Below are 20,992 nucleotides of genomic sequence, written 5' to 3'. Positions count from 1 at the left end.
TTGAAGAATAAGGAAGGATGCGAGTATGAAAACATCATCGCCTACCGGCGCTGCCGTCTTGCGGCGTTCGTTGCTGGCACTGGGACTGCTGTCCTGCATGGCTGCGCTGCACGCCCAGTCGATCACGGGCGGGCTGTATGGTTCGGTGCCGGCCGGCGGCGCCACAGCCGTGACGGTGAGTAACGAGCAGACGGGCTTTAAACGCGAATTGCAGCTCGATGCGCAAGGCCACTACAAGACTTCCGGCCTGAATCCCGGCCTGTACACGGTGACTCTGCGACTGGGCGAGGCGGTGATCGCCGTGCGGCAGGTCAGTGTCAAGCCGAATAGCGATACGCCTGTGCTGGCCGTGGCGGCCGAGAATCAGGGCGGTGATGCACTGGCCACGGTGACGGTGGCAGGCCACTCGGCGCAGACCATGGTGCTGCCGATCGATGTCAACACGCCGGAACTGTCGAGCCATTACAGCCGCGAGTTGATCAACGCCTTGCCGCTGATTAGCGGGAATGCCGAATCGATCGCCCGCCTGCGCTCCAATGTGCGCTACGACCAGAACACCACGGGGCTGGTACAACTGGGCGGCGCGTCGCCGGCCGAAAACCGTTACTACCTGAACGAGTTCGACACCACCAACGACCGCACGCTGCTGGGCGCCAACCGTCTGCCGCGCGAAGCCATACAGGAAACCGAAGTGATGGCAGGCAGCTTCGGTGCGTCGTGGACCAATGCCACGGGTGGCATCATGGCGCAGACGGTGCGGCAAGGCTCGAACAAATTCGAGGCAGGCTATTCGCTGTACTACACGCCGCCCACTTCGGCCGCCCTGATGCCGCCGGAAAAAGATATCCGCGACGGGCAGGGCGATTACTACCGCTACAGTTCCAACAACCGCAGCGAAGCCAGCGTGACCAACTACCTGTGGGCGTCGGGCGCGCTGATCAAGGACAAGCTGTTCGCCTTTGTGCTGCTGGGCGATAAACTGCCTTCGCGCAGCTTTAACTTCAGCCAGAACCGCGAGTCCATCGCCAAGTCGCAAAGCAAGAATGCACTGGTTAATCTGACGTGGAATATCAATGATGACCATACGCTCAATCTGATCGGTTCGCGCGCATGGAGCAGCACCAGCTCGGAGACTTACCGCCTGCTGAGCGACTACAGCACCAAAGTGGGCGCCTTCTCGTCCAGTTCGTATGCACCCGTGACTGAGCGCATGCTGATCGCCAACTACCACGGTAACCTCAGCAACAATGTGGAGCTGCGCCTGATGGGCGGCTTCCTCGGCCAGTTAAATGACCGTGCGCACGGTGCGGAAGATGTGCCTTATGTGGACTCCTACAACAGCCAGACCCAGAAGACCGTCAACATCGGCGCGCAGGATCGCACGGTGAATTTCCGCCCGGATGATTACTGGCGGCGCGGTTACAAAGGCGATCTGAGCTGGACAGTGGGCAGTCACAAGCTGGTGTTCGGCGCCGAGTACTATCAGCACTTCCTCGGGCAGGACTGGCATACGCCGCAGGCGGGCTGGTACACCTATTACGACCGTCCCAACACGGTGCAGTTGCCGAATGGCGAGCAGGTCAGCGGTAAATACGTGGGCTTCTACTACAACCGTGAATTCGGCCGCATGGTCTCCATCAACAAGGCCGCTTATCTGGAGGACTACTGGAAGGTGGGGCAGGGTGTGACGGCCTACGGCGGCCTGCGCTTCGACAAGTTCATCAACAAGGATGCGCTCGAGCGTCCGCTGTTCGCCTTCCCGACCACGTCGCCGCGACTGGGGCTGGCGTGGGATGTCCACGGCGATTCTAGCCTGAAAGTGGGCGCCAATCTGGGGCGCTATTCGCTGGCCATGCCCCCCAACTTCAGCTTCGGTGTAGCCGAGTCGCATCTGGAACAGCGCAAGTGGTATCGCTATACGGGCATCGATCCAGCCACCAAGGCACCGCTGGGGCTGAGCCAGATCGGTGCGACCTACACGGCACCGGGTCACGATGGCGTACCGCCGCAAGCCTATCAGGTAGCGACGGATAATCTCAAGGCGCCTTACCAGAACGAACTGCAGCTGTATATGCAGAAGGCCTTTAACCGGAACTGGGTGGGGCAGGTGGACTTCGGCTATGCCGACCTGAAGCGCGTGATCAATTCCACCTGCTACGGTCAGGGCATAGGCAAGTATGCGCAGAGTCAGGGCTACAAGAACTATCCGGTCGACTATGAATGCTTCGAGCTTAATCCCGGCGAAGACGTGACGGTGACGCGCGACTTCCGTGGCGACGGCAAGCTGGTGACGCTGACCATACCGGCCAGCGAATTCGGCCTGCCTAAGCCTAAACACAAATACATCCACCTGACCTTCGATGCCAGTCATTCGCGCAGTGCCAGCGAACCATGGTATCTGAACACCAGCTATACATGGACGCGCTCGTTCGGCAACGATAACGGCTTCCTGAATCTGGAGAACCGCAATGCCGGCTATATCGGCCAGACGGGGATCTACGACTTCCCTGAAACCACGCGCGGTGCCAGCGGCAATCTGACCAACGATATCCGCCATGCCATCACCATTTCCGGCGCTTACTATTACCAGAGCGGGCTGCGCACCAGCGGCGTGCTGAGCGTGCATAGCGGCGAGCCATTGAGCTGCTTCGGCCTCAAGCCCGATGTCGATAGCCTGTCTTACAACTGGGGTTCGTGGGGGCACTACTGCGACAGCACGACCAATCCGGTCGGCATCAAGACGGCTGGCACCAGCGGTCGTCTGCCATGGTTCTGGCAGTTCGATCTGGGCGTGGGCTATGACACCAGCGTGGGCGCGCATAACAAACTGAGTCTGGATCTGAGCATCCAGAATCTGTTCAACCGGCGCGGCATCACCGACCGCTACAACACCTATAGCGCGGACGTGAACGCAGACAACACCATCGTGCCCGACGTAAACTGGGGCATTCCTAGCCAGTATCAGGCACCGCGGCGCGCCTCGCTGGTGCTGCGCTATAACTATCGCTAATACTTTCGCTCATTCATACCGGAGACTGAATTTTGAAATTTGCTAGAACTATCCAGAGCAGCCTGCTGGCGCTCAGTCTGTGCAGCGCGCTGGCCTATGCCGCACCCGCGGCCAGCGCCGCACGGGTGCCACATTTTGCTATCGAAGGGGCGCAGTTCAAGCTCGACGGCCAGCCATTCGTGATCCGCTCGGGCGAAATGCACTATCCGCGCATCCCCCGTGCGGCATGGCGCGAACGCCTGCGCATGGCGCGCGCCATGGGGCTGAACACTATCACCACCTATGCGTTCTGGTCGCAGCATGAGCCGCAGCCGGGGCAGTGGGATTTCAGCGGCCAGAACGATATCCGCACGTTTATCCGCACGGCGGCAGAAGAGGGCCTGCAGGTGGTGCTGCGGCCCGGTCCGTATGTATGTGCGGAAGTGGATTTTGGCGGCTTCCCCGCATGGCTGCTGCGCACGCCGGGTTTGCGCGTGCGTTCGATGGACACCCGCTATCTGGCCGCCAGCGCGCGCTACTTCAAGCGGCTGGCACAGGAAGTGGTTGATCTGCAGAGCAGCCGTGGCGGCCCTATCCTGATGCTGCAACTGGAAAACGAATATGGTTCGTTCGGGCGTGACCATGACTATCTGCGTGCCGTGCGCGCGCAGATGCGCAGTGCCGGTTTCGATGCGCCGCTGTTCACGTCCGATGGCGGTGCCGGCCGCCTGTTCGAAGGGGGCACGCTGGCCGACATTCCGGCGGTAGTGAATTTCGGCGGTGGCGCCGATGATGCCAAGGCATCGATAGCGGAACTGGCAGCATGGCGTCCGCATGGCCCGCGCATGGCCGGTGAATACTGGGCCGGCTGGTTCGACCACTGGGGCGAGCAGCACCACAGCCAGAGTCCGGACGACGCTGCGCGTACGGTGGAATGGATGATGCAGCAGGGCATATCGTTCAACATCTACATGTTCCATGGCGGCACCAGCTTCGGCTGGCTGGCCGGTGCCAACTACTCGGGTACAGAGCCGTATCAGCCCGACACCACCAGCTACGACTACGATGCTGCACTGGACGAAGCAGGTCGGCCGACTGCCAAATACCATGCGCTACGCAGCGTGATCGCGCGCCATCTGGCGCAGCCGCTGCCGCCCGTGCCGGCGCCACCGCAGCCGCAGGCGATTGCGCCGTTCAGCTTGCAGCCCGCCGGCAGCGTGCTGGCGCAACTGGGGCAGCTGTCTCAGCCACAGCCTTCGCGCTGGGCCCGCGCGATGGAGGAATATGGCCAGAACTATGGCTATATCCTGTACCGCAAAAAGCTGGCTGCGCCTGCACAGGGCAAGCTGGTGCTCGATGGCTTGCACGATCAGGCCACCGTGCTGGCCGATGGCAAAGTGATCGCGCGGCTGGACCGGCGCCTGAACCAGAACAGCCTGACGGTCGATCTGCCGGCCGGTACCCAGCTGGATCTGCTGGTAGAAGCCATGGGGCGGATCGGTTTTGGCGCCAAGCTGGTGGACGACAGCAAGGGCATTACCCGCGGCGTCAAGCTGGGGGATGAGGAACTGGAAGACTGGCAGGTTTATCCGTTGCCGCTCGATAGCCGCAGTCTGGCCCGCCTCGCCCCTGCGTCCGCAGCAGCGCAGTCTGCGTTGCCCGGTTTCTGGCGTGGCAGTCTGCATGTGCAGAAGCCGGTCGATAGCTTCCTCGATACGCGTGGCTGGGGTAAAGGACAGGTGTGGGTGAATGGCCACCATCTGGGGCGCTACTGGCATATCGGGCCGCAGCAGACGCTGTACTTGCCAGCCTCGTGGCTGAAAGCGGGCGCCAATGAAGTACTCGTGCTGAGCACGGAAGCGCCTACGGCCAGCACCATGCAGGGTCTGGCCGAGCCGGTGTTCGATACACCAGCCCAGCGCAGCGAGTAGTTACGCTAGCTTGTATGCGCAGCAGGGCCGGCAGTAAATATACCGGTCCTGCTGTGGCATTATTTGGCCTTGCTGATCTCCACTTCCCAGTCCACACCCGATTCGATGCGGTGCTGTTTGGCGTAGTTGCCCTGACTGATGGCGACGGCCACATCCAGCAGGCTGTTCAGGTAGACCAGCGGCTTGCCTTGCGCTACGCCGCCAAAGGTGTGCTCGAACGGCGCTACCACTTTATTCACCTGTTTGCCTTTGTGCAGAATGCGTATCTGCACCTTGTCGTGCACGCCGATCTTCAGTTCGTCGAACAGAGTCTTCGGGATATTGGTCCACACATTGCCGTATTTAACGTCCAGCACAGGGATGATGCCGCGCAGCGTATCGCCCTGACGTACGGCTTTCTGGTAAGCGATCTTCACCACCGAGGCGCTAGGCAGCACAGGGCCGACTTGCTCGAAGCTGATGGCGCCCGAAGCGAGGCGCGCCCCCACGTAGGCATACACATCACGGCCATGGAAGGTGTAGGACTCGCCCGATCCGGCCAGACGGTTGACGTTTTCGTCGATTTCGCGCAGTTCGGCCACGCCGTCGCGCTCGGCAATCAGCGTGAACAGGCCATTATCAGGGCCGACGAAATAGCGGCCGCCATTGGTCTTCAGGACTACCGATTTGCGGTTGGTGCCCACGCCCGGATCGACCACGGCGACGAACACGCTGCCCTGCGGCCAGTAGTTGGCGGTTTGGTACAGACGGTAGGCGCCCAGCCAGATGTCATAGTCGGGGATATTGTGGGTCAGGTCGGATACCTGCAGTTTCGGATCGACGCCGAAGGCCACGCCATGCATGGCCGAGACGGCGCCGTCCGAGGTGCCGAAGTCGGTCAGCAGAACCAGCGCATTGCTGGCGTGAGCTTGTGCGGCCAGCACGGTGCTCAGGCAGGCGGCGGCGAAGAATTTGCTTAGCTGTTTAAAGTGCATAAGATGCTCCCGTTAGAAGGTGTAGCGTACGCGGCCGTAGAAATACGCACCGTTGACGCCGATAGGATTGATGAAGTTGTAGGGCAGGGCACCGCCATAGGTGGCGTTATTGGTCTGGCGCACGCGCTCCGGATAGCGGTCGAATACATTGTCGGCACCGGCGATCAGGGTCAGCTGGCGGCTCAGTTTGTACTGGGCTTCCAGATCCACCGACCAGACGGCAGCGAACGACTGGGCATGCACGCCATCGACCAGCGGTGCGCTGTCGTCGAACGAGAAGTCTTGCAGCGCACCGAAGCGGGTGGCTCGGGCTTGCAGATTCCAGCGTGCGGCCTGCCAGTCGGCGCTGAGCACCAGCTTGCTCTTGGGCGAAGCATGGCGGATGCGGAACAGATTGTTATCGGTCAGTAGTGTCAGCTCCGGATCGATTTTAGCCAGTGCGCTGGAAGCCTGATGCACCTGATCGATGCGGGTCTTGTTGAGGTTGATGGCAGCGTTCAGGTTCAGCGTGCCGCCAGCCAGCGGCAGGTCGTGGTTGAGCACGGCATCGAGCCCCGTGGTGCTGGTGTCGAGCAGATTGGCCAGATAGGCCACCGACTGGATATCGCTGCGGCCTATACTGGCCAGATAGGCGGTGGCGGCATCGCTTTGCAGATCGCTGCTGCGGGTGATACGGTCGCGGATTTTGATGCGGTAGCCATCGAGCGTAAAGCTGGTGTGGCGCTCAGGCCGCCATGCCAGACCCAGCGACAGATTGGTGGACTTCTCCGGTTTCAGGGGCTGTGCACCGAAGGCGCGCGCGAGCGCATCGCTGGCTGGCAGCAGCGAGGCGGTCTGCACACCGCTACCATCGCTGTTGAAGTTCAGCGTGGAGAAGCGGAAGCCGGTCTGTACCAGCGCCGGTGCGCGGAAGCTGTTCGACAGCGAACCGCGCAGCAGCAGGCTGTCGCTGAGTTTGTAGCGGCTGGCCAGCTTGCCCGTGCTGGCATGGCCAAAGTCGCTGTAGTCGGAATAGCGCACGGCCGCTTGCAGCAGTAATTGGTTAGTTAGGCTGGTCTCCGCATCGGCATAGATCGAGCGGATCGAACGGCTGCCGTCGAACGCATCCTGCGGGCGCAAGCCGGGGCCGGCCTGCGCGCCCGGTGGCGCATCGGTGATCAGACCGGCCGCGTAGGAGGCGGCATCGCCGGGCGAGCTCTGATAGGTTTCGTGCATCAACTCGGCACCGATGGCCAGACTGACGGGCGCGCCCAACCCCGCATCGAATTCACGCGTGAGGTCGGCATTCAGCGCGTTCTGGCGGAAATCGAAGGTGGCCAGATGGAAGCTCGTGGGGCTGCGCGCGCCCAGCGAAGCATTGACCGAGTTGCTCAGATCGTAGTGGAACAGGTTGCCGCCATGGCGCGCGCTCACATCCCAGTTCCAGCCTTGTGCGCTGAAGCGCGCACCGGCCACGGCGCTGATATCGCTCATGTCGCCGTGGGTGTCGGGACGGAAGCCCTGCGGATACAGCGCCAGCACGTTGCTCGGGTCGCCCGGATAGCGGAAGAACGCGCTGCCGGTGGATTTGCGCTGGTTCAGCGTAGCGAACGAGTAGGCATCAACGCCATGTTCCAGCGGCAGCATGGCGTTGTAGAACAGGTAGTTGTTATTGCTGTGCGAATCGCCCGACTTGAACACGACCTTGCCATCGAGCGCCAGATCGGCCGGGGTGGAATTCCACGACGTCCAGCCGGCATCGCTGAAACCGGCACGCTGGGTAGGCGCGCGGCTACGGGTGTCGGCGCCGAAGCGCAGGAAGCCCGCATCGCCCAGCGGCACGCCGTAATCGGCGCTGGCGGTCTTGGTCTGGCCGTCCGTCTTGGTTTCGTTGGTGGGCTTGAAGTCGGTATGGTTGGCACCGTAGCCGAGCGAGGCCGAGCCGCCGCTGCGGGCATTCTTCAGCACGATGTTGATCACGCCCGCGACGGCATCGCTACCGTACTGGGCGCCGGCACCGTCGCGCAGAATTTCAATGTGGTCGATGGCGCCCGGTGGAATCGCGTTGATGTCGACCGGCACGGTGCCGGCAAAGCTGCTTTCCGTATCCAGCACGGCGCTGGCGTGGCGGCGCTTGCCGTTGATCAGCACCAGTACCTGATCCGGTGCCAGACCGCGCAACTGGATGCCGCGCACGGAGTCGGCCGCGCCGCTCGATTCGATGCGGGGGAAGTTGATCGATGGTGCCAGATTCTGCAACGCCGCGCCCAGTTCGCCGCTGGCCAGTGCGTTTTCCACTTCGCGCGCGCCGAAGCGGTCGATCGGCACGGCGCTATCGAACACGGTGCGGTTGCGCGCGCGCGAACCGACCACCGTGACCTGATCGATGGCAGCGCTGCTGCTGGCCACCGGCTGGCTGGTATTTTCCTGTGCTTGAGCCGTCATCTGGCTGGCGCAGGAAAGGGAGAGGAGGGCGAGCGCCAGTGTCGTGCGGCGCAGAGGCGGGAGCGTAATCTGCATATTGAATTCCTTGCTTGGTAAAAACCGGAACAGAATCTTACGAGTTAGACATTCATTTTAACAACAACCGATTGTCTATATGCTTATGCGACGCCCAGTCTATCAACTGTTGCATTGTAAAACCCCTAACTCAGTTAGACGCTGAAGATATCTTCGATCGCCAGACCGAACAGGCGGGCGATGGCGAAGGCCAGTGGCAGGCTGGGATCGTAGCGCCCCGTTTCGATGGCATTGATGGTCTGGCGCGAGACGGCCAGCTGGTCGGCCAGATGGGCCTGGCTCCAGCCGCGCTCGGCCCGTAATTCGCGGATGCTGTTGTTCATCGCTTGCTCGCCCAGCAGCGCAGCAAGCCGGCGATGGCCCAGGCACTACCCATGATGCCCCACACCACGAACATGCTCAGGCGCGGGTAGCCGGCATTTTCCATGAAGCCGTAAGTGAAGGTGATGGCGGCCGTGACGGCGGCAGCCAGGCTCAGGCTTTCCAGGGCTAGCCGGCGCTGGTATTCGTCCATGCGTTGAAACTGGCGCGCGATGGCCCAGATCATCAGGAAGAAGCCCAGCACGGGGATGGTGAGGACGGCTGTCTTGGCCAGGCCGTCCGGCATTTCCGGTCCGTAGATCAGCGATGGCACTAGCAGGGCAATATAGATGGCGATACTGCTGCCCAGCTCGCGCAAATACTGCTGGCTGTGCTTGCGTTCATGGCTGGAAAAACGTGGTTCTGCGGCTTTGTGCATCACTTCCTCCATCAGGTTGTAAAGTATGCTTTACATCTTAGGAGGGGATTTTGCGCATGTCAAGCAAACTTTACATTCGGATGGTGGACGGATGTTTCTTCACTAGGCGCGGCTGAAAAAGTCGGCCAGCTTGCGCGCGTTATGCCGCACGGCGTCGGAATAGTGCTGCACCAGTGCCGCATAGCGGGCCGCATACGGGGCTTTGCCGGGATCGGGGGCAGCCAGAAATTCAAGGCTGCCCACCACATGGGCGCGCAGATTGGCACACTCCACCCGCCAGTGCTTGAGGTCGTACTGGCCTTTGAGGCTCAGGTGCTGGCGCTCGTCTTCGATCAGATACTCGCAGCGGTGGAAGCTGCCGTCAGCGGGCGCCGTCATGGACCAGTGACGCAGCGTTTTGTCGGCTTCCTGAAACGTGCGAAAGCTGCGCTGGCGGCATTCGTCGTGCGGGCCTTCCAGCCGGGTGATGGTGATCAGCATGGTGTTCGGTGTGCGCTCAGTGGGACAGTGGCTGCGCGCCCGCGCGTATGGGCTGATACTCGATGGCGATGCCGGCGTGGGCCTGATCGCCCGGCACGGGCACTACGCTGGCCGTCAGACTGTAACCTTGCCAGTTGCCTGACAGGTAGGCGCAATCGAGGTCGCGCTGTGACTGGCCGCCAGCCATCACCAGCACTTCCAGATCGCTGAATTTTTCCTGTAGACAGTCGATGCGGGCGCGGTTGAAATCGCCTATCCACAGTATTTTTTCAGTGCAGTTGTAGGCTTGCTGTGCAATGGCATCGACGGCGGATTGCAAGGCACGGGTAGCGGCTGCTGCGTCGCTGGCTTTGAGGTGCATGAACACGACCCGTACGGGGTCGGCCGGATTGATGCGGAAGGTGACCAGCGGGCGTACATGCTGGGCGACGTAATCGAGATCGCAGGGGGCTTCGATCGTCACTGCGCTCTCCGTATGCTGGATGGACAGCACGGGCCAGATGCCTTTGCGCGACGTCCACAGGCTGGCAAAGCCGTGCTGGAGTTGGCCAGATTCGGCTAACAGCAAGAGCTGGTAGTCGCGATAGGGGACGGCAGCCCAGTTGCCGGCATCGCCCTGATTCATGTAAAGCAGTTTCAAGCTTGTCTCCCGTGGCAGGCTCACGTGACCCTGCGTGGCGCTCGGGTTGAGGAGCATCCTGTGTCACTGGCGACAGAATAGGGAGCTTGGACGGAGCTGCGTAGTAGCAGCCCGTAACAGGCGGGAGGGGAAAGTGTCAGCGACGTAACAGCAACGTAACGCGCTGACAGCGGGGACTCAGGCGACGGTGTCGGGGCGGTTGACCACTTCGGGATCGTGGCTGGCGATGGTGCCGGCGCTATCCTGTACCCGCAGCAGCAGGTGATAGATGCCGGCGACGGAATCGAGATCGCTCATGATCAGTCGCTTGCCGTCGCGGCTGATGGCCAGCGTGCTGAACTGATCCTGACCCGGCGGCGTAATGGTGGGCGGCAGGAACCCCACATCGTCGGGGGTAGGCTCGACTAGCTGGAAGATCAGCACCGCATCATTGCTGTCCACCATGATACGTTCGGGGAAGCTGCGGATGGCGTAACCTTGACCGTCCGGCTGAGGAACGGCCACCACCTGCACGATGGTGGTTTGCGGAACGGCGCTGCGTGGTGCGACGATGGACATAGCTCTCCTTGCTTAGTGAGTGTGGCTTGCGATATAGCCGAGATAGGCGGGGTCGCGAAATTGCATCGCCTCCAGCCTGGTTTGTTCCGCGCTGGCGCCGGCCGGGTTGCCCAGGCAGTGATGGATTTTCACCCATGGCGTCAGCAGACGGAAATCCTGTGTGTTGCGTACTGCATCGCGCAGCAAATCCTGCGCAGCGCTGCAGTATGCGCTGGCGGCGTCGCGCCCGCTGGCTGCCAGCCCGGCTTGCAGCAGCAGGTTGTCAGCCAGCGAAATCCGCATGGCCTGATCTTTCGGGCTGCGCGTCAGCTGGGCCTGCAGCGTCTGGCCGGCCTGTTCCAGCAAGGTGGCCGCTTGCGTCCTTTCATTGCCGTGCAATTGCGCCATGCGCTGCTGTACCACGGCGATCAGGCGCTGCAAGCTGCCCTTGCGCGGTTCCAGTTTGGCCAGCGCGCGCAGGCGCTCTTCCAGCGACTTCAAGCTGGCCGCCTGCTGCGCTGTGCTGATGCCGGCCGGATGCGTATCGAGCCAGCGTAGTTCGATACTGCACAGATCCTGTTGCCAGTCGCGGTTGCTGGTGTCTTGCCGCATGATGGCTTGCAGCAGGCTGCGGGCGGCGCTGAAATCGCCATGGGCTGCCGCCTGCTGCCCCAGTGCCTGACGGATTTCGCCCCGGTGGGTATAGGCCAGCGCCAGCCGGTTACTCCAGACTGCGTTGCTGGGCACGCTGTCATGCAGTTGCTGCAACAGCGCCAGTTCCCGTTCATGCAATTGCAGCGCAGTATCGAGCTGGCCCAGCTTGCTGCTGGCGCTGGCCTGCCACGACACGCTGTTGGCCAGATCCATGACGATCTTCTGATCCTTGGGCCGGCTGGCCTGTACCCGCGTTTTGAGTGCCACCGAGTGGGCGAATTCGGCCGCGGCACGCTCGATATCGCCCTGTTTCAGCGCCACCGTACCGAGATTGCTGTGGGCGTAGGATTGCTCCATCCATGCATCCACATCGTCCGGTGCCAGCGCGGCCAGCTGGTCGCTCAGCTGCAGGTATTCCGTGAAATGGCGCGTTGCGGCGGGATAGTCCTTGCGGTCCAGCTGGATCTGGCCCAGCCAGAACGCATTACTACCCTGATCCTTGATCAGGGCGCGGTTGGCGGGATCGCTGGTGCGTTGCTGCTGCAAAATAGCGTGGGCCAGCGTCAGGGCTTTTTCGGCCGAGGCCGAATCGGCCCGCGCGATATCGACTTCCGAAATCACTTGCAGCGCCTTGGCGCGGAAGGCCAGATCGCTAGCTGACAGAGTACGGCCCTGTTCGCTGGACAGATAGCCGAGCGCGCGCGCACTGACGGTATCAAGCAAGTCCAGCCGCCCCAGCGGGCGCAATTTGTCGACGAATTCGCCTAGCATGAAGCCCATCAGGCCCTCTGCCTCGCTGCGTGCGCGTTCCGCCTGCTGCTGGGCGTTACGCGCCAGCAGGCCCAGTACTGCAGCCAGCAGCGCCAGTGCCAGCACGCCGCTGAAGACGGCGATGCGGATGCGCTCGCGTACCGTGACGCGGTAGCGCGAGGCATCGATGTATTCCCGCTCCAGCGGGGTCAGGACAAAACCTGCGATGGCCAGCAGATCGCTGGCCTGGTCCAGTTGCAGGCCGGAGGGCAGCAGCAGATCGCGCGAACGGCTGTTGCTCTGCCAGCGTTGCGCCTGCTGGCGCACGCGGCTACGGGTCTGCAGGGCCAGCCGGTGCTGTTCGATCCACGCCGTGACGCGCGGCCAGCGCCGCAGCAGGGCTTCGTGCGCCACGGCAAAAGCAGGCATGCCGCCGGACAGATCGCTCACCAGCAGGCGGGCGTCCACCAGTTCCTGTACCAGTTCCCGCTCGGCTGGCGTGTGCAAGGCTGACCATGGCACATGGCGTGAGGTGACGGCCATATCGTCTTCGTCGATCTGCACCAGTTGCGACAGCACATGCGGCAGGGCCGCCACCTGAGCTGCGCTGAGTTCGACGATCAGCTGTTCGGCGCGGCGGCCCAGCGCGCCTTCCAGTCCACCCAGCGCCTGAAACACCTCGAAGCGCAGCAGGCCGTCGGCGCTACGCTGGCGGTACAGCTCGTGCAGGCAGTATTGCAGCAGGGGCAGGGTGTCCGGACTGCTGGCGGCGGCGTCGCACAGTACATCGTCTAGCTGGGTGCCGCTGTCAGCCCGCTCGAACTGTAGCTGGGCCGCGCGGGCAGGCTGGCGGATGATGTCGCCCAGCTCTGTCACGCTAGGCGGCAGCAAGTCGAAATGACCGCCCTGTTCTTTCAGCGCCATCAGCTGGGGGGAAGCCACCAGCGCCGGATAGAAGTCGTTGCGGCAGGTCAGCAGCACGATAATGGCACCGCAGCGGGCCAGCCGGTCCAGTATGATCAGCAGTTGCTGGCGCTCGGCCGGGTGGATGTGCGGCTGGCGGAACAGCGCTTCGAAGCGGTCGATGAACAGGGCAGTGCGCTGGCCGGCCGCGTGTGCCACCAGCTGGGCGATCACGCCATCGAGATCGTCGGTCAGGCGCTGTGCCAGCGTGGCCGCGCTTTGGTCCGGAAACCACGGCTGCTGGTCGGCCGTTTCGCCATCCAGCAGCAGGCTGGCCAGACCGTGCAGCGCGCTGAGCTGGGTCAGATCGGCGCAGTCCAGCATCAGGTGGGCACGGATCAGTGGCGGCGTGCCGCCTGCGCCGCTCATCAGTCGGGGTAGCAGGCCGGCGCGGATCAGCGAAGTCTTGCCCGAGCCGGACGGGCCCAGCACCAGCAGCATGGCGCAACCGGTCGCCAGTTGCGACTGCAAGGTCTGCTGCAACTGGCTGGTGACGCGCTGGCGGCCGAAGAAGATGCCGGCGTGCTGCTCCTCGAATGCCTGCAGACCGCGGAACGGCGAACTGGCCATCCACGCGCCGCTGGCTGCCGCATGTTCCTCCACCACCTCAGCCACGGCCCGGTAGCCGCGCTTGCGGATGGTCTCGATATAGCTGGGGGTCTTGCTATCGTCGCCGAGCGCGCGGCGTAACTGGGCGATGGTTTTGTGCACGGGATTGTCGCCGCTCAGGCTGCTTCCCCAGCAAGCTTCAAGGATGGCGTCAATGGAAACGACGGCGCCATTCTGTTTGCATATGAATAACAAAACCTCCATGGCGCGGGGTTCCAGCGTCTGCCGTTCTTCCCCTCTGAGCAGCGAATTGCTGCGCGGTTCCACCTTCCATGCACCGAACTGAAAATTGCGCAACCTTCTGGACTGTGTTTCGCTGTCTTTTTTATTCATATAAAACAATAGCTTAAGTGCCGGAAGGTTAACGGAAGGTTAATCCTGCCAGATTCTCCTACATTGGCTCCGTCTGCAGTAGCGGAAATTTACAAGGAGAATATCATTAACAACTATATATCAGCTAATCCGGCCGTTGGTTTGCCGGAACTGCCGGTGGCAGCGGATGAGTTGCAAGCAGAATTGCATCGTGTGCTATCGAGTTCCGGCTTCAGCCACGCGCCACGCGCCCGTTCGCTGCTCGCATATATGGTTGAGCGTTACCAGTCCGGCGCCGTGCGCGACTTGCAGGAATATGCCATCGGACTGTCCGTGTTCCGGCGCGACGTTGCCACTTATTCAACGGTCGATGATCCAGTGGTGCGGGTGCAAGTTGGGCGCTTGCGGCGCAAGCTGGACGAGTATTACGCTACCGAGGGACGCAGCAGCGGCATCCATATTTCTATCCCGGCGCGCGGCTATGTGCCGGAAGTGGTGTTGCAGCACAGCCCGCGGGTAGTGCCGCGCATCGCCGTGGATCGGCTCAGCTATCTGGGCGAAGAAGCGGAAGTGGCCAGTTTCAACCGCGGACTGAATGAAGAACTGACCTATCAGTTGCACCAGATGCCGGACATGGCATTCGTGCTGGGGCAGGAAACGGCCGGGGCAGAGTTGCCGGAAGGCTGGCGCGCCACCCATAAACTGAGTGGAAGTTTGCGTGCTGACAGTGGCACATTGCGCGTCACACTGCGGTTGCTGGATGTGCAAAGGAATAGTGTGGCCTGGAGTAGCCAGACTGATGTGGACAGAGCGCTATCGATCGAGCAGCAGACCCGCTTATCGCAAGCGTGTTGCGTAGCATTGCGCAAATATCTGCAACAGGGCGGGTAGTCATTGCCAACTGTGGCAATCATGTCAGGAAGTTCATTTCTTCTGCCTAATGTTTAGGCGGCCAGTGTAGACTAGCGAGCATACACTACACGGGGCAAGCATGAAACGGGTAACAGGTATAGGCGGTGTGTTCTTCAAAGCAAAAGATCCGGTGACGCTGCGCGCGTGGTATAAAACCCATCTAGGCGTCGATGTTCAGCCATGGGGTGGTGCAGTATTTGACTGGGCAGATGCCAGCGGCCAGCCGGTAGCGGGCGCAACGGCGTGGACCATTTCGGCGGCCGATGCGCAGGAATACGCGCCCAGCACGAGCGGCTTCATGATCAACTACCGCGTGGCCGATCTGGATGGTTTGCTAGCGGCCTTGCGCGACGAAGGTTGCGACATCGTAGAAGTGGGCGAGCCCTCGGAATTTGGCAAATTCGCCTGGCTGCTCGACCCCGAAGGCAACAAAATCGAACTATGGGAGCCCATGCCGGGGCAGTAACTCCACTTCGGTGTCCAACTTCGGGGTCAGATCTGTCATTCGGACATCCGCGCTTAAACTTTGATAAATCTCAAAGGGCTTCGGACTGAGATCGGCTATGCCGAATCCTTTTAATTTTTACTATTGCCACATGTGTAGCTACTTGACAGCGTCTTGAGTAAAGTCAAACAGACGTGCTGCATGTCCGAATGTCAGATCTGACCCCGAAGTTGGCTTTATTGGAGTTGGCTGATGACGCTCGCTACTTTGGTGGTGATGACGTCGACCGCCGGGCCGTTGGCGCCGTGCGGGATGATCACGTCGGCGTAGCGCTTGGTCGGTTCGATGAATTGCTGGTGCATGGGACGTACGGTTTCCATGTACTGCTTGACTACGCTGTCCACGGTGCGGCCACGCTCCTGGATGTCGCGCTGCATGCGGCGGATGAAGCGGACGTCGGACGCGGTGTCGACGTAGATCTTCAACGACATCTGCTTGCGCAACTCGGCATCGTATAGGGCAAACAGGCCTTCGATGACGATCACGGGCGCCGGTTTGACGAGAATGGTGCGGTCCGAGCGGTTGTCGATGGTGAAGTCGTACTCGGGCATGTTGATGCTTTCGCCATTGCGCAGCGCCTGTACATGCTGCACCAGCAGCGGCCAGTCGAACGCTTGCGGGTGGTCGTAGTTCTGCTGGCGACGGACTTCGGGCGAGAGGTGGGTCTGGTCGCAGTAGTAGTCATCCTGCATGACGACCGAGACCATTTCGGCGCCGAACGACGCCAGTACTTGTTGGGAGACGGTGGATTTGCCGCTGCCGCTACCGCCAGCGACGCCAATAATAAACGGTTGGTAGGAAATCTTGTTCATGCCGAATGATACCGGAAGGCCGCATAAACGCATAGTTGCAGCCGGGTTTGCTAGGCACCCGGCAGGCGAACTTTGCCAGTCGGCAGAATTTCACTCTTGACCAGCGCAATGGCTCTGCTATAATTCTCCCCGCTCCACGACATACACGTGTGGCACAACACTCCAAGCGGGAGTAGCTCAGTTGGTAGAGCGCAACCTTGCCAAGGTTGAGGTCGAGAGTTCGAGACTCTTCTCCCGCTCCAGAATTCTAAAAGCAGCCCACGGGCTGCTTTTTTCATTTACGCCCCTGATTTCTTTGCGAAAAAATCCGTGCGCTGCCAGACCGCATGGCTGGCCGCTTTGCGCTGCCGCATCGAAATACCATGATCCATATCATTCTTGTATTTTTTCCTAGCGCCCAAAATGCGCGGTGTCGGCGAGCTGCGTGGTGCAGCTTCGGCATCAACCGCATACATAGATGCATTCAAAGGAGAACTTTTGATGGACAGCAAGAATAAGCCAGTGGCTGATGAATCCACTTCCGCACGGCGCGGTTTCCTCAGCAAGAGCGCGGCACTGGGCGTGGCCGGGGTGGCCGCAGGCCTGACGGCTTGCAAGGATGAGGGCGGCGCAGCCAAGGGCGCGGCAGCCGGTGCAGCCAAGGCCGCCGGTGGCCACGAAGTGGCTCCGGGTCAGCTCGACGAGTACTACACCTTCATCAGCTCCGGCCACAGCGGCGAAGTGCGCGCGCTGGGCGTGCCATCGGGCCGTACCCTCAAGCGTATTCCCGTGTTCAATATCGATTGCATGGTCGGCTGGGGCGTTACCAATGAATCCAAAGCCATCATGGGCACCAAGGCCGATGGCTCGCTCAAATACACCACCGGCGATACCCACCACGTGCACGGCAGCTACAAGGACGGCACGTATGATGGCCGCTGGCTGTTCGTCAACGACAAGATCCACTCGCGTCTGGCCCGTATCCGCATGGATACCATGGAATGCGACAAGATCGTCGAGCTGCCGAATGTGATGGGCTTCCACGGCATGTTCCCGGACAAGTGCGACCCGGTTGACAGCAAGATCAATTACACCACCCGTGTATTCTGCGGCGGCGAGTTCCACATTCCGCTGCCTAACGATGGCCGCGACCTCGATGATCCGAGCAAGTGGGGCGCGCTGTTCAGCTGCGTTAATGCCGAGAGCATGGAACTGATGTGGCAGGTGCGGGTGGATGGCAATATGGACTTGGTTGCTACCTCCTATGACGGCAAGCTGGCCGCTTCCAACCAGTACAACACGGAAAACGCCGCCGACCTGAGCGGCATGATGTCGTCCGAACGCGATGCCTGCGTATTCTTTAACATCGAGCGTATCGAGAAGCTGATCAAGGACGGTAAGTTCAGCACCATCGCCGGTTCCAAAGTACCGGTAGTCGATGGCCGCGCTGCTGCGAACGGCGATCCGAAAACCGCCATCACCTGCTACGTGCCAGTGGGTAAAAACCCGCACGGCGTGAATGCCAGCCCGGACGGTAAATATTTCGTCTGCTCGGGCAAGCTGTCGCCAACCGCGACCGTGATCGATCTGGCGCTGGTGGCCAAGTGGTTCGCCGGCGAAGTGAAAACCCCGCGCGATGCCGTGGTGGCCGAGCCGGAAATCGGTCTGGGCCCATTGCACACCGCCTTTGACGGCAAGGGCAATGCCTACACCTCGCTGTTCCTCGACAGCCAGTGCGTGAAGTGGAATGTGGATGCGGCGATCGCCCAGTTCAAAGGCGACAAGAACGCCAAAGTGATACTGGAAAAACTCGATGTGCATTACCAGCCGGGCCACAACTATTCGTCCATGGGCGAAACCAAGCAGGCCGACGGCAAGTATTTGAACTCGGGTAACAAGTTCTCCAAAGACCGCTTCCTGCCTATCGGCCCGCTGCATCCGGAAACGGAACAGCTGATCGATATCAGTGGCGCCAACATGAAGCTGATCGCCGATCACACGGCTTACTCGGAACCGCACGACGGCATCATCGTGCGCCGCGACGTCGTCAAGACCCGCCAGATCTACAACATGGATGATTTCCCGAATGCGGTGAAACCGGAAACTGCCGGTATCGAGCGCAAGGGTAACAAGGTGCATGTACGTCTGATGTCGGTGGCACCAGCCTACAGCATGCCTATCATCAAGGTCAAAAAAGGCGATGAAGTCACCATCACCCTGACCAACCACGACAAGGTGGAAGATCTGGCGCACGGCTGTGCACTGCCAACCTATAACATCAACTTCATCGTCAACCCGCAGGAGACCAAATCGGTCACCTTCAAGGCTGACCATGCAGGGGCGTTCTGGCTGTATTGCACCCACTTCTGTCACGCGCTGCACCTCGAAATGCGTAGCCGTTTCCTGGTAGAAGCCTAAGCAAGCAGGGCATGCCGGCCGCAACACCGGCATGCCCGATTAACCATGAATTCAATCTTCCAAGTTTTCCTCAAGCGGCTGGGCGGGCTGTTCGCCCTGATGCTGGCCGTCTGCCTGCTGCCTGTGGCGCAGGCCACTGTATATGATGCCGAGCTGCCGGAAGGGCTGATGCACGGCCCCGATCTGTGCGCACACGCAGCCTGCAAGGACGTGATGCCGCAAGCCACGCGCTTCTCCCAGCGTATGGGTAATCCCCAGTACGTACAGGCGTTTGGCCGTACTACAGAAAATAGCGCCGAACAGCTGATCGGCTATGTATTCCTCTCGACCGACGTGGTCGATATTCCCGCTTATTCCGGCAAACCCGTGATTACCCTGATTGGTATGGATACCAAGGGCATCATCACGGGCGTGCGGGTGCTCAAGCATTCCGAGCCGATACTGCTGGCCGGTATTCCGGAAAAGGCCCTGCTAGACTTCATCGGCCAGTACATCGGCCAGCGCGGCGACGCCAAGATGGAGATCGGCCGTGGCGGCGACGGTAGCGTGGGACTGGATGCCATCAGCGGCGCCACCGTGACGGCCATCGCCGAGAATCAGGTAATTTCGCGCAGCGCTTACGAGATTGGCAGGCAGGTCGGCATCTTCACCACGGCAGCGCGCCCACCGGCCCGGTTTACCCCGCTCGACGAGCGCCTGAGCTGGCGCAAGCTGGAGGACGAAGGCGCGATCCAGCGGCTGGTCATTTCGGCCAAGGAAGTGGGTGTCGACCCGGCTGGCGGCGATTACATCGATGTGTATTTCGGCTATCTGAATACGCCCACGCTGGGTAAGAGCGTGCTGGGCGAGTATGGCTATCGCCGCTTGATGCAGGATCTGAAGCCGGACGAACATGCGATCTTTTTGATTGCACGGGGTCAGACTTCGTTCAAAGGTTCCGGCTTTGTGCGCGGCGGTATCTATGACCGCCTGCAGGTGCGGCAAGACCCGCAAAGCTTTACCTTCCGTGATACCGATTATCTGAATCTCTACCATGTAGAGCCTGGCGATGTGCCGGAGTTTAAGGAATCGGCCATCTTCATCATCCGTTCCGCCAGCTTCAATCCGGCCTGGCCATGGAGCATGAATATCCTCGCCAACAAGCGCGATGCGAATGGCGTCAAGAGTTTTGCCCGTTTCGAGCAGACCTACTGGCTGCCCGAGCGCTATCTGGAAGGCGGCCATCCGCTGGTGGTGACGGCCAAACCGGCATGGCAGCTGATCTGGCAGGGGCAGTGGTGGCAGATCGCCGTGTTCGTGACGCTGCTGGCTGTGACGGCGCTGCTGTATGCGCAGCGCGACCGTCTGGTGCGCGCTTCCACGCGCCGCCACAAGCCATGGATCAGCCGTCCGCGGCTGGCTATCTGGATCATCAGCGTGGGCTTCGTGGGCTTCTATCTGAAAGCCCAGCCGTCCATTACGCAGGTGATGACGTGGGTGCATTCGCTGCTGCACCAGTGGCGCTGGGAGCTGTTCCTGTCCGATCCGTTCATCTTCCTCTCGTGGTGGTTCATCATCATCACCGTGCTGGTGTGGGGCCGCGGCTTCTTCTGCGGCTGGCTGTGCCCATTCGGTTCGCTGCAGCACCTGATGCTCAAGCTTGGTGGCGTGATAGGCCTCAAGCGTTTTCAGGGCCTGCTGCCCAAGCGCTGGCATGACCGCCTCAAGTGGGTGAAGTATGGGGTGTTCTTTGCGCTGCTGGCAGTCTCGCTGGTATCGATGGAAACGGCCGAACATCTGGCCGAGATCGAACCGTTCAAGACTACCTTCCTCGTCGGCGTGTGGAACCGTAGCTGGCCGTTCTGGATCTTCATCGGCGGCATACTGGCGCTGTCGCTGTTCAGCGAGCGGCCATATTGCAAGTACATCTGCCCGCTCGGTGCAGGGCTGGCGCTGCCGGGCCGTTTCCGCCTGTTCGGACTGAAACGCAAGGCCGAGTGCAGCACCTGTCACGCCTGTGCCGCTGGTTGTGGTTCGCATGCGATCGATAGTGCAGGGCGCATCGACCAGACCGAGTGCATGCTGTGCCTGGACTGCATGGTGATGTACTACGATGATCATGCCTGCCCGCCGCTGGTGCAGGAGCGCAAACGTCGCAACAATGCCGGTCAGGCGTTGACCAGCATCGGTGCCGATGGCTATTTCGTTTCGCTCGATAGCCTGAAAAATAGTCTGCAGCAGAGCCGTCGTCCGGCCCAGCCAGAGCAAGGCAGGGACGGCGCATGAAGCGTGCTTCGATGCGGCGTGGTG

Annotated in this window: 16 protein-coding genes and 1 tRNA gene; 7 read left to right on the top strand and 10 right to left on the bottom strand. The window is 61.1% G+C overall.

Going from position 1 to position 20,992, the window contains the following annotated elements; all coding sequences use genetic code 11:
* The first annotated feature begins 25 nt into the window (after nucleotides 1-25).
* Nucleotides 26-3,010 carry a TonB-dependent receptor gene (locus ABNT42_RS16730; RefSeq protein WP_348698837.1) on the top strand — a complete coding sequence of 995 codons (2,985 nt, stop codon included), beginning with the start codon at nucleotides 26-28 and terminating at the stop codon, nucleotides 3,008-3,010.
* A 32-nt stretch (nucleotides 3,011-3,042) separates the two neighbouring features.
* On the top strand, nucleotides 3,043-4,920 hold the full coding sequence (locus ABNT42_RS16725) for a glycoside hydrolase family 35 protein (protein ID WP_348698836.1): 1,878 nt from the start codon (nucleotides 3,043-3,045) through the stop codon (nucleotides 4,918-4,920).
* 59 nt (nucleotides 4,921-4,979) lie between these two features.
* Here ABNT42_RS16725 and ABNT42_RS16720 read toward each other — a convergent pair whose 3' ends face one another.
* The 8 genes from ABNT42_RS16720 to ABNT42_RS16685 form a co-directional block, all read right to left on the bottom strand.
* The gene (locus tag ABNT42_RS16720; RefSeq protein ID WP_348698834.1) at nucleotides 4,980-5,894 is read right to left on the bottom strand and encodes an S-adenosyl-l-methionine hydroxide adenosyltransferase family protein; all 915 of its coding nucleotides are present in this window, start codon (nucleotides 5,892-5,894) and stop codon (nucleotides 4,980-4,982) included.
* A gap of 12 nt (nucleotides 5,895-5,906) precedes the next feature.
* Complete coding sequence (locus tag ABNT42_RS16715) at nucleotides 5,907-8,393, bottom strand: TonB-dependent receptor (RefSeq protein WP_348698832.1); 2,487 nt, start codon at nucleotides 8,391-8,393, stop codon at nucleotides 5,907-5,909.
* A 134-nt stretch (nucleotides 8,394-8,527) separates the two neighbouring features.
* Nucleotides 8,528-8,716, bottom strand: coding sequence for a helix-turn-helix transcriptional regulator (locus ABNT42_RS16710; protein ID WP_348698830.1), 189 nt, complete (start codon nucleotides 8,714-8,716; stop codon nucleotides 8,528-8,530).
* Entirely contained in the window at nucleotides 8,713-9,132 is a 420-nt protein-coding gene (locus ABNT42_RS16705; RefSeq protein ID WP_348698828.1) for a hypothetical protein, read from the bottom strand. Before ABNT42_RS16705 ends, ABNT42_RS16710 begins: the two co-directional genes overlap by 4 nt.
* A 102-nt stretch (nucleotides 9,133-9,234) precedes the next feature.
* A complete protein-coding gene (locus ABNT42_RS16700; RefSeq protein WP_348698826.1) occupies nucleotides 9,235-9,612 on the bottom strand; it encodes a hypothetical protein in 378 nt (125 codons plus the stop codon).
* A gap of 16 nt (nucleotides 9,613-9,628) precedes the next feature.
* Complete coding sequence (locus ABNT42_RS16695; RefSeq protein ID WP_348698824.1) at nucleotides 9,629-10,252, bottom strand: hypothetical protein; 624 nt, start codon at nucleotides 10,250-10,252, stop codon at nucleotides 9,629-9,631.
* Between the two features lie 177 nt (nucleotides 10,253-10,429).
* Nucleotides 10,430-10,810: a hypothetical protein gene (locus tag ABNT42_RS16690; protein WP_348698822.1), complete on the bottom strand. Its 381-nt coding sequence runs from the start codon at nucleotides 10,808-10,810 to the stop codon at nucleotides 10,430-10,432.
* A gap of 12 nt (nucleotides 10,811-10,822) precedes the next feature.
* Nucleotides 10,823-14,098 (bottom strand): winged helix-turn-helix domain-containing protein, encoded by a 3,276-nt coding sequence (locus ABNT42_RS16685; protein WP_348698820.1) that lies wholly within the window; start codon nucleotides 14,096-14,098, stop codon nucleotides 10,823-10,825.
* Between the two features lie 192 nt (nucleotides 14,099-14,290).
* On the opposite strand from ABNT42_RS16685, the gene ABNT42_RS16680 reads away from it, so the two are divergent.
* Together ABNT42_RS16680 and ABNT42_RS16675 are read left to right on the top strand one after the other, a co-directional pair.
* The gene (locus tag ABNT42_RS16680) at nucleotides 14,291-14,968 is read left to right on the top strand and encodes a hypothetical protein (protein WP_348698818.1); all 678 of its coding nucleotides are present in this window, start codon (nucleotides 14,291-14,293) and stop codon (nucleotides 14,966-14,968) included.
* Nucleotides 14,969-15,068: 100 nt separating this feature from the next.
* Nucleotides 15,069-15,455: a VOC family protein gene (locus ABNT42_RS16675; RefSeq protein ID WP_348698816.1), complete on the top strand. Its 387-nt coding sequence runs from the start codon at nucleotides 15,069-15,071 to the stop codon at nucleotides 15,453-15,455.
* A gap of 215 nt (nucleotides 15,456-15,670) precedes the next feature.
* Here ABNT42_RS16675 and udk read toward each other — a convergent pair whose 3' ends face one another.
* The gene (udk, locus tag ABNT42_RS16670) at nucleotides 15,671-16,306 is read right to left on the bottom strand and encodes a uridine kinase (protein ID WP_348698815.1); all 636 of its coding nucleotides are present in this window, start codon (nucleotides 16,304-16,306) and stop codon (nucleotides 15,671-15,673) included.
* 166 nt (nucleotides 16,307-16,472) lie between these two features.
* On the opposite strand from udk, the gene ABNT42_RS16665 reads away from it, so the two are divergent.
* Nucleotides 16,473-16,548: transfer RNA gene (locus ABNT42_RS16665), tRNA-Gly, on the top strand.
* Nucleotides 16,549-16,584: 36 nt separating this feature from the next.
* On the opposite strand, the gene ABNT42_RS16660 is transcribed toward ABNT42_RS16665, so the two are convergent.
* Nucleotides 16,585-16,797 (bottom strand): hypothetical protein, encoded by a 213-nt coding sequence (locus ABNT42_RS16660; protein ID WP_348698813.1) that lies wholly within the window; start codon nucleotides 16,795-16,797, stop codon nucleotides 16,585-16,587.
* Between ABNT42_RS16660 and nosZ the strand changes: the two genes are divergently transcribed.
* A complete protein-coding gene (gene nosZ, locus ABNT42_RS16655) occupies nucleotides 16,787-18,703 on the top strand; it encodes a TAT-dependent nitrous-oxide reductase (RefSeq protein WP_348698812.1) in 1,917 nt (638 codons plus the stop codon). The genes ABNT42_RS16660 and nosZ overlap by 11 nt on opposite strands.
* Before the next feature lie 45 nt (nucleotides 18,704-18,748).
* Nucleotides 18,749-20,968, top strand: coding sequence for a 4Fe-4S binding protein (locus tag ABNT42_RS16650; protein ID WP_348698810.1), 2,220 nt, complete (start codon nucleotides 18,749-18,751; stop codon nucleotides 20,966-20,968).
* Nucleotides 20,969-20,992 lie beyond the last annotated feature (24 nt).

It is taken from the genome of Duganella fentianensis, assembly GCF_964031615.1.
Lineage (GTDB): Bacteria > Pseudomonadota > Gammaproteobacteria > Burkholderiales > Burkholderiaceae_D > Rugamonas > Rugamonas fentianensis_A.
Note: the sequence above shows the minus strand (reverse complement) of the source record. Positions and strands in the feature narration are given on the sequence as shown.

Bases quoted from the DNA above. Each gene is read 5' to 3' on its own strand.
- ABNT42_RS16715 (WP_348698832.1), bottom strand. From the start codon at position 8,393: ATGCAGATTACGCTCCCGCCTCTGCGCCGCACGACACTGGCGCTCGCC.
- ABNT42_RS16685 (WP_348698820.1), bottom strand. From the start codon at position 14,098: ATGAATAAAAAAGACAGCGAAACACAGTCCAGAAGGTTGCGCAATTTT.
- ABNT42_RS16650 (WP_348698810.1), top strand. From the start codon at position 18,749: ATGAATTCAATCTTCCAAGTTTTCCTCAAGCGGCTGGGCGGGCTGTTC.
- udk (WP_348698815.1), bottom strand. From the start codon at position 16,306: ATGAACAAGATTTCCTACCAACCGTTTATTATTGGCGTCGCTGGCGGT.
- ABNT42_RS16700 (WP_348698826.1), bottom strand. From the start codon at position 9,612: ATGCTGATCACCATCACCCGGCTGGAAGGCCCGCACGACGAATGCCGC.
- ABNT42_RS16690 (WP_348698822.1), bottom strand. From the start codon at position 10,810: ATGTCCATCGTCGCACCACGCAGCGCCGTTCCGCAAACCACCATCGTG.
- ABNT42_RS16705 (WP_348698828.1), bottom strand. From the start codon at position 9,132: ATGCACAAAGCCGCAGAACCACGTTTTTCCAGCCATGAACGCAAGCAC.
- ABNT42_RS16710 (WP_348698830.1), bottom strand. From the start codon at position 8,716: ATGAACAACAGCATCCGCGAATTACGGGCCGAGCGCGGCTGGAGCCAG.
- ABNT42_RS16720 (WP_348698834.1), bottom strand. From the start codon at position 5,894: ATGCACTTTAAACAGCTAAGCAAATTCTTCGCCGCCGCCTGCCTGAGC.
- nosZ (WP_348698812.1), top strand. From the start codon at position 16,787: ATGGACAGCAAGAATAAGCCAGTGGCTGATGAATCCACTTCCGCACGG.
- ABNT42_RS16675 (WP_348698816.1), top strand. From the start codon at position 15,069: ATGAAACGGGTAACAGGTATAGGCGGTGTGTTCTTCAAAGCAAAAGAT.
- ABNT42_RS16730 (WP_348698837.1), top strand. From the start codon at position 26: ATGAAAACATCATCGCCTACCGGCGCTGCCGTCTTGCGGCGTTCGTTG.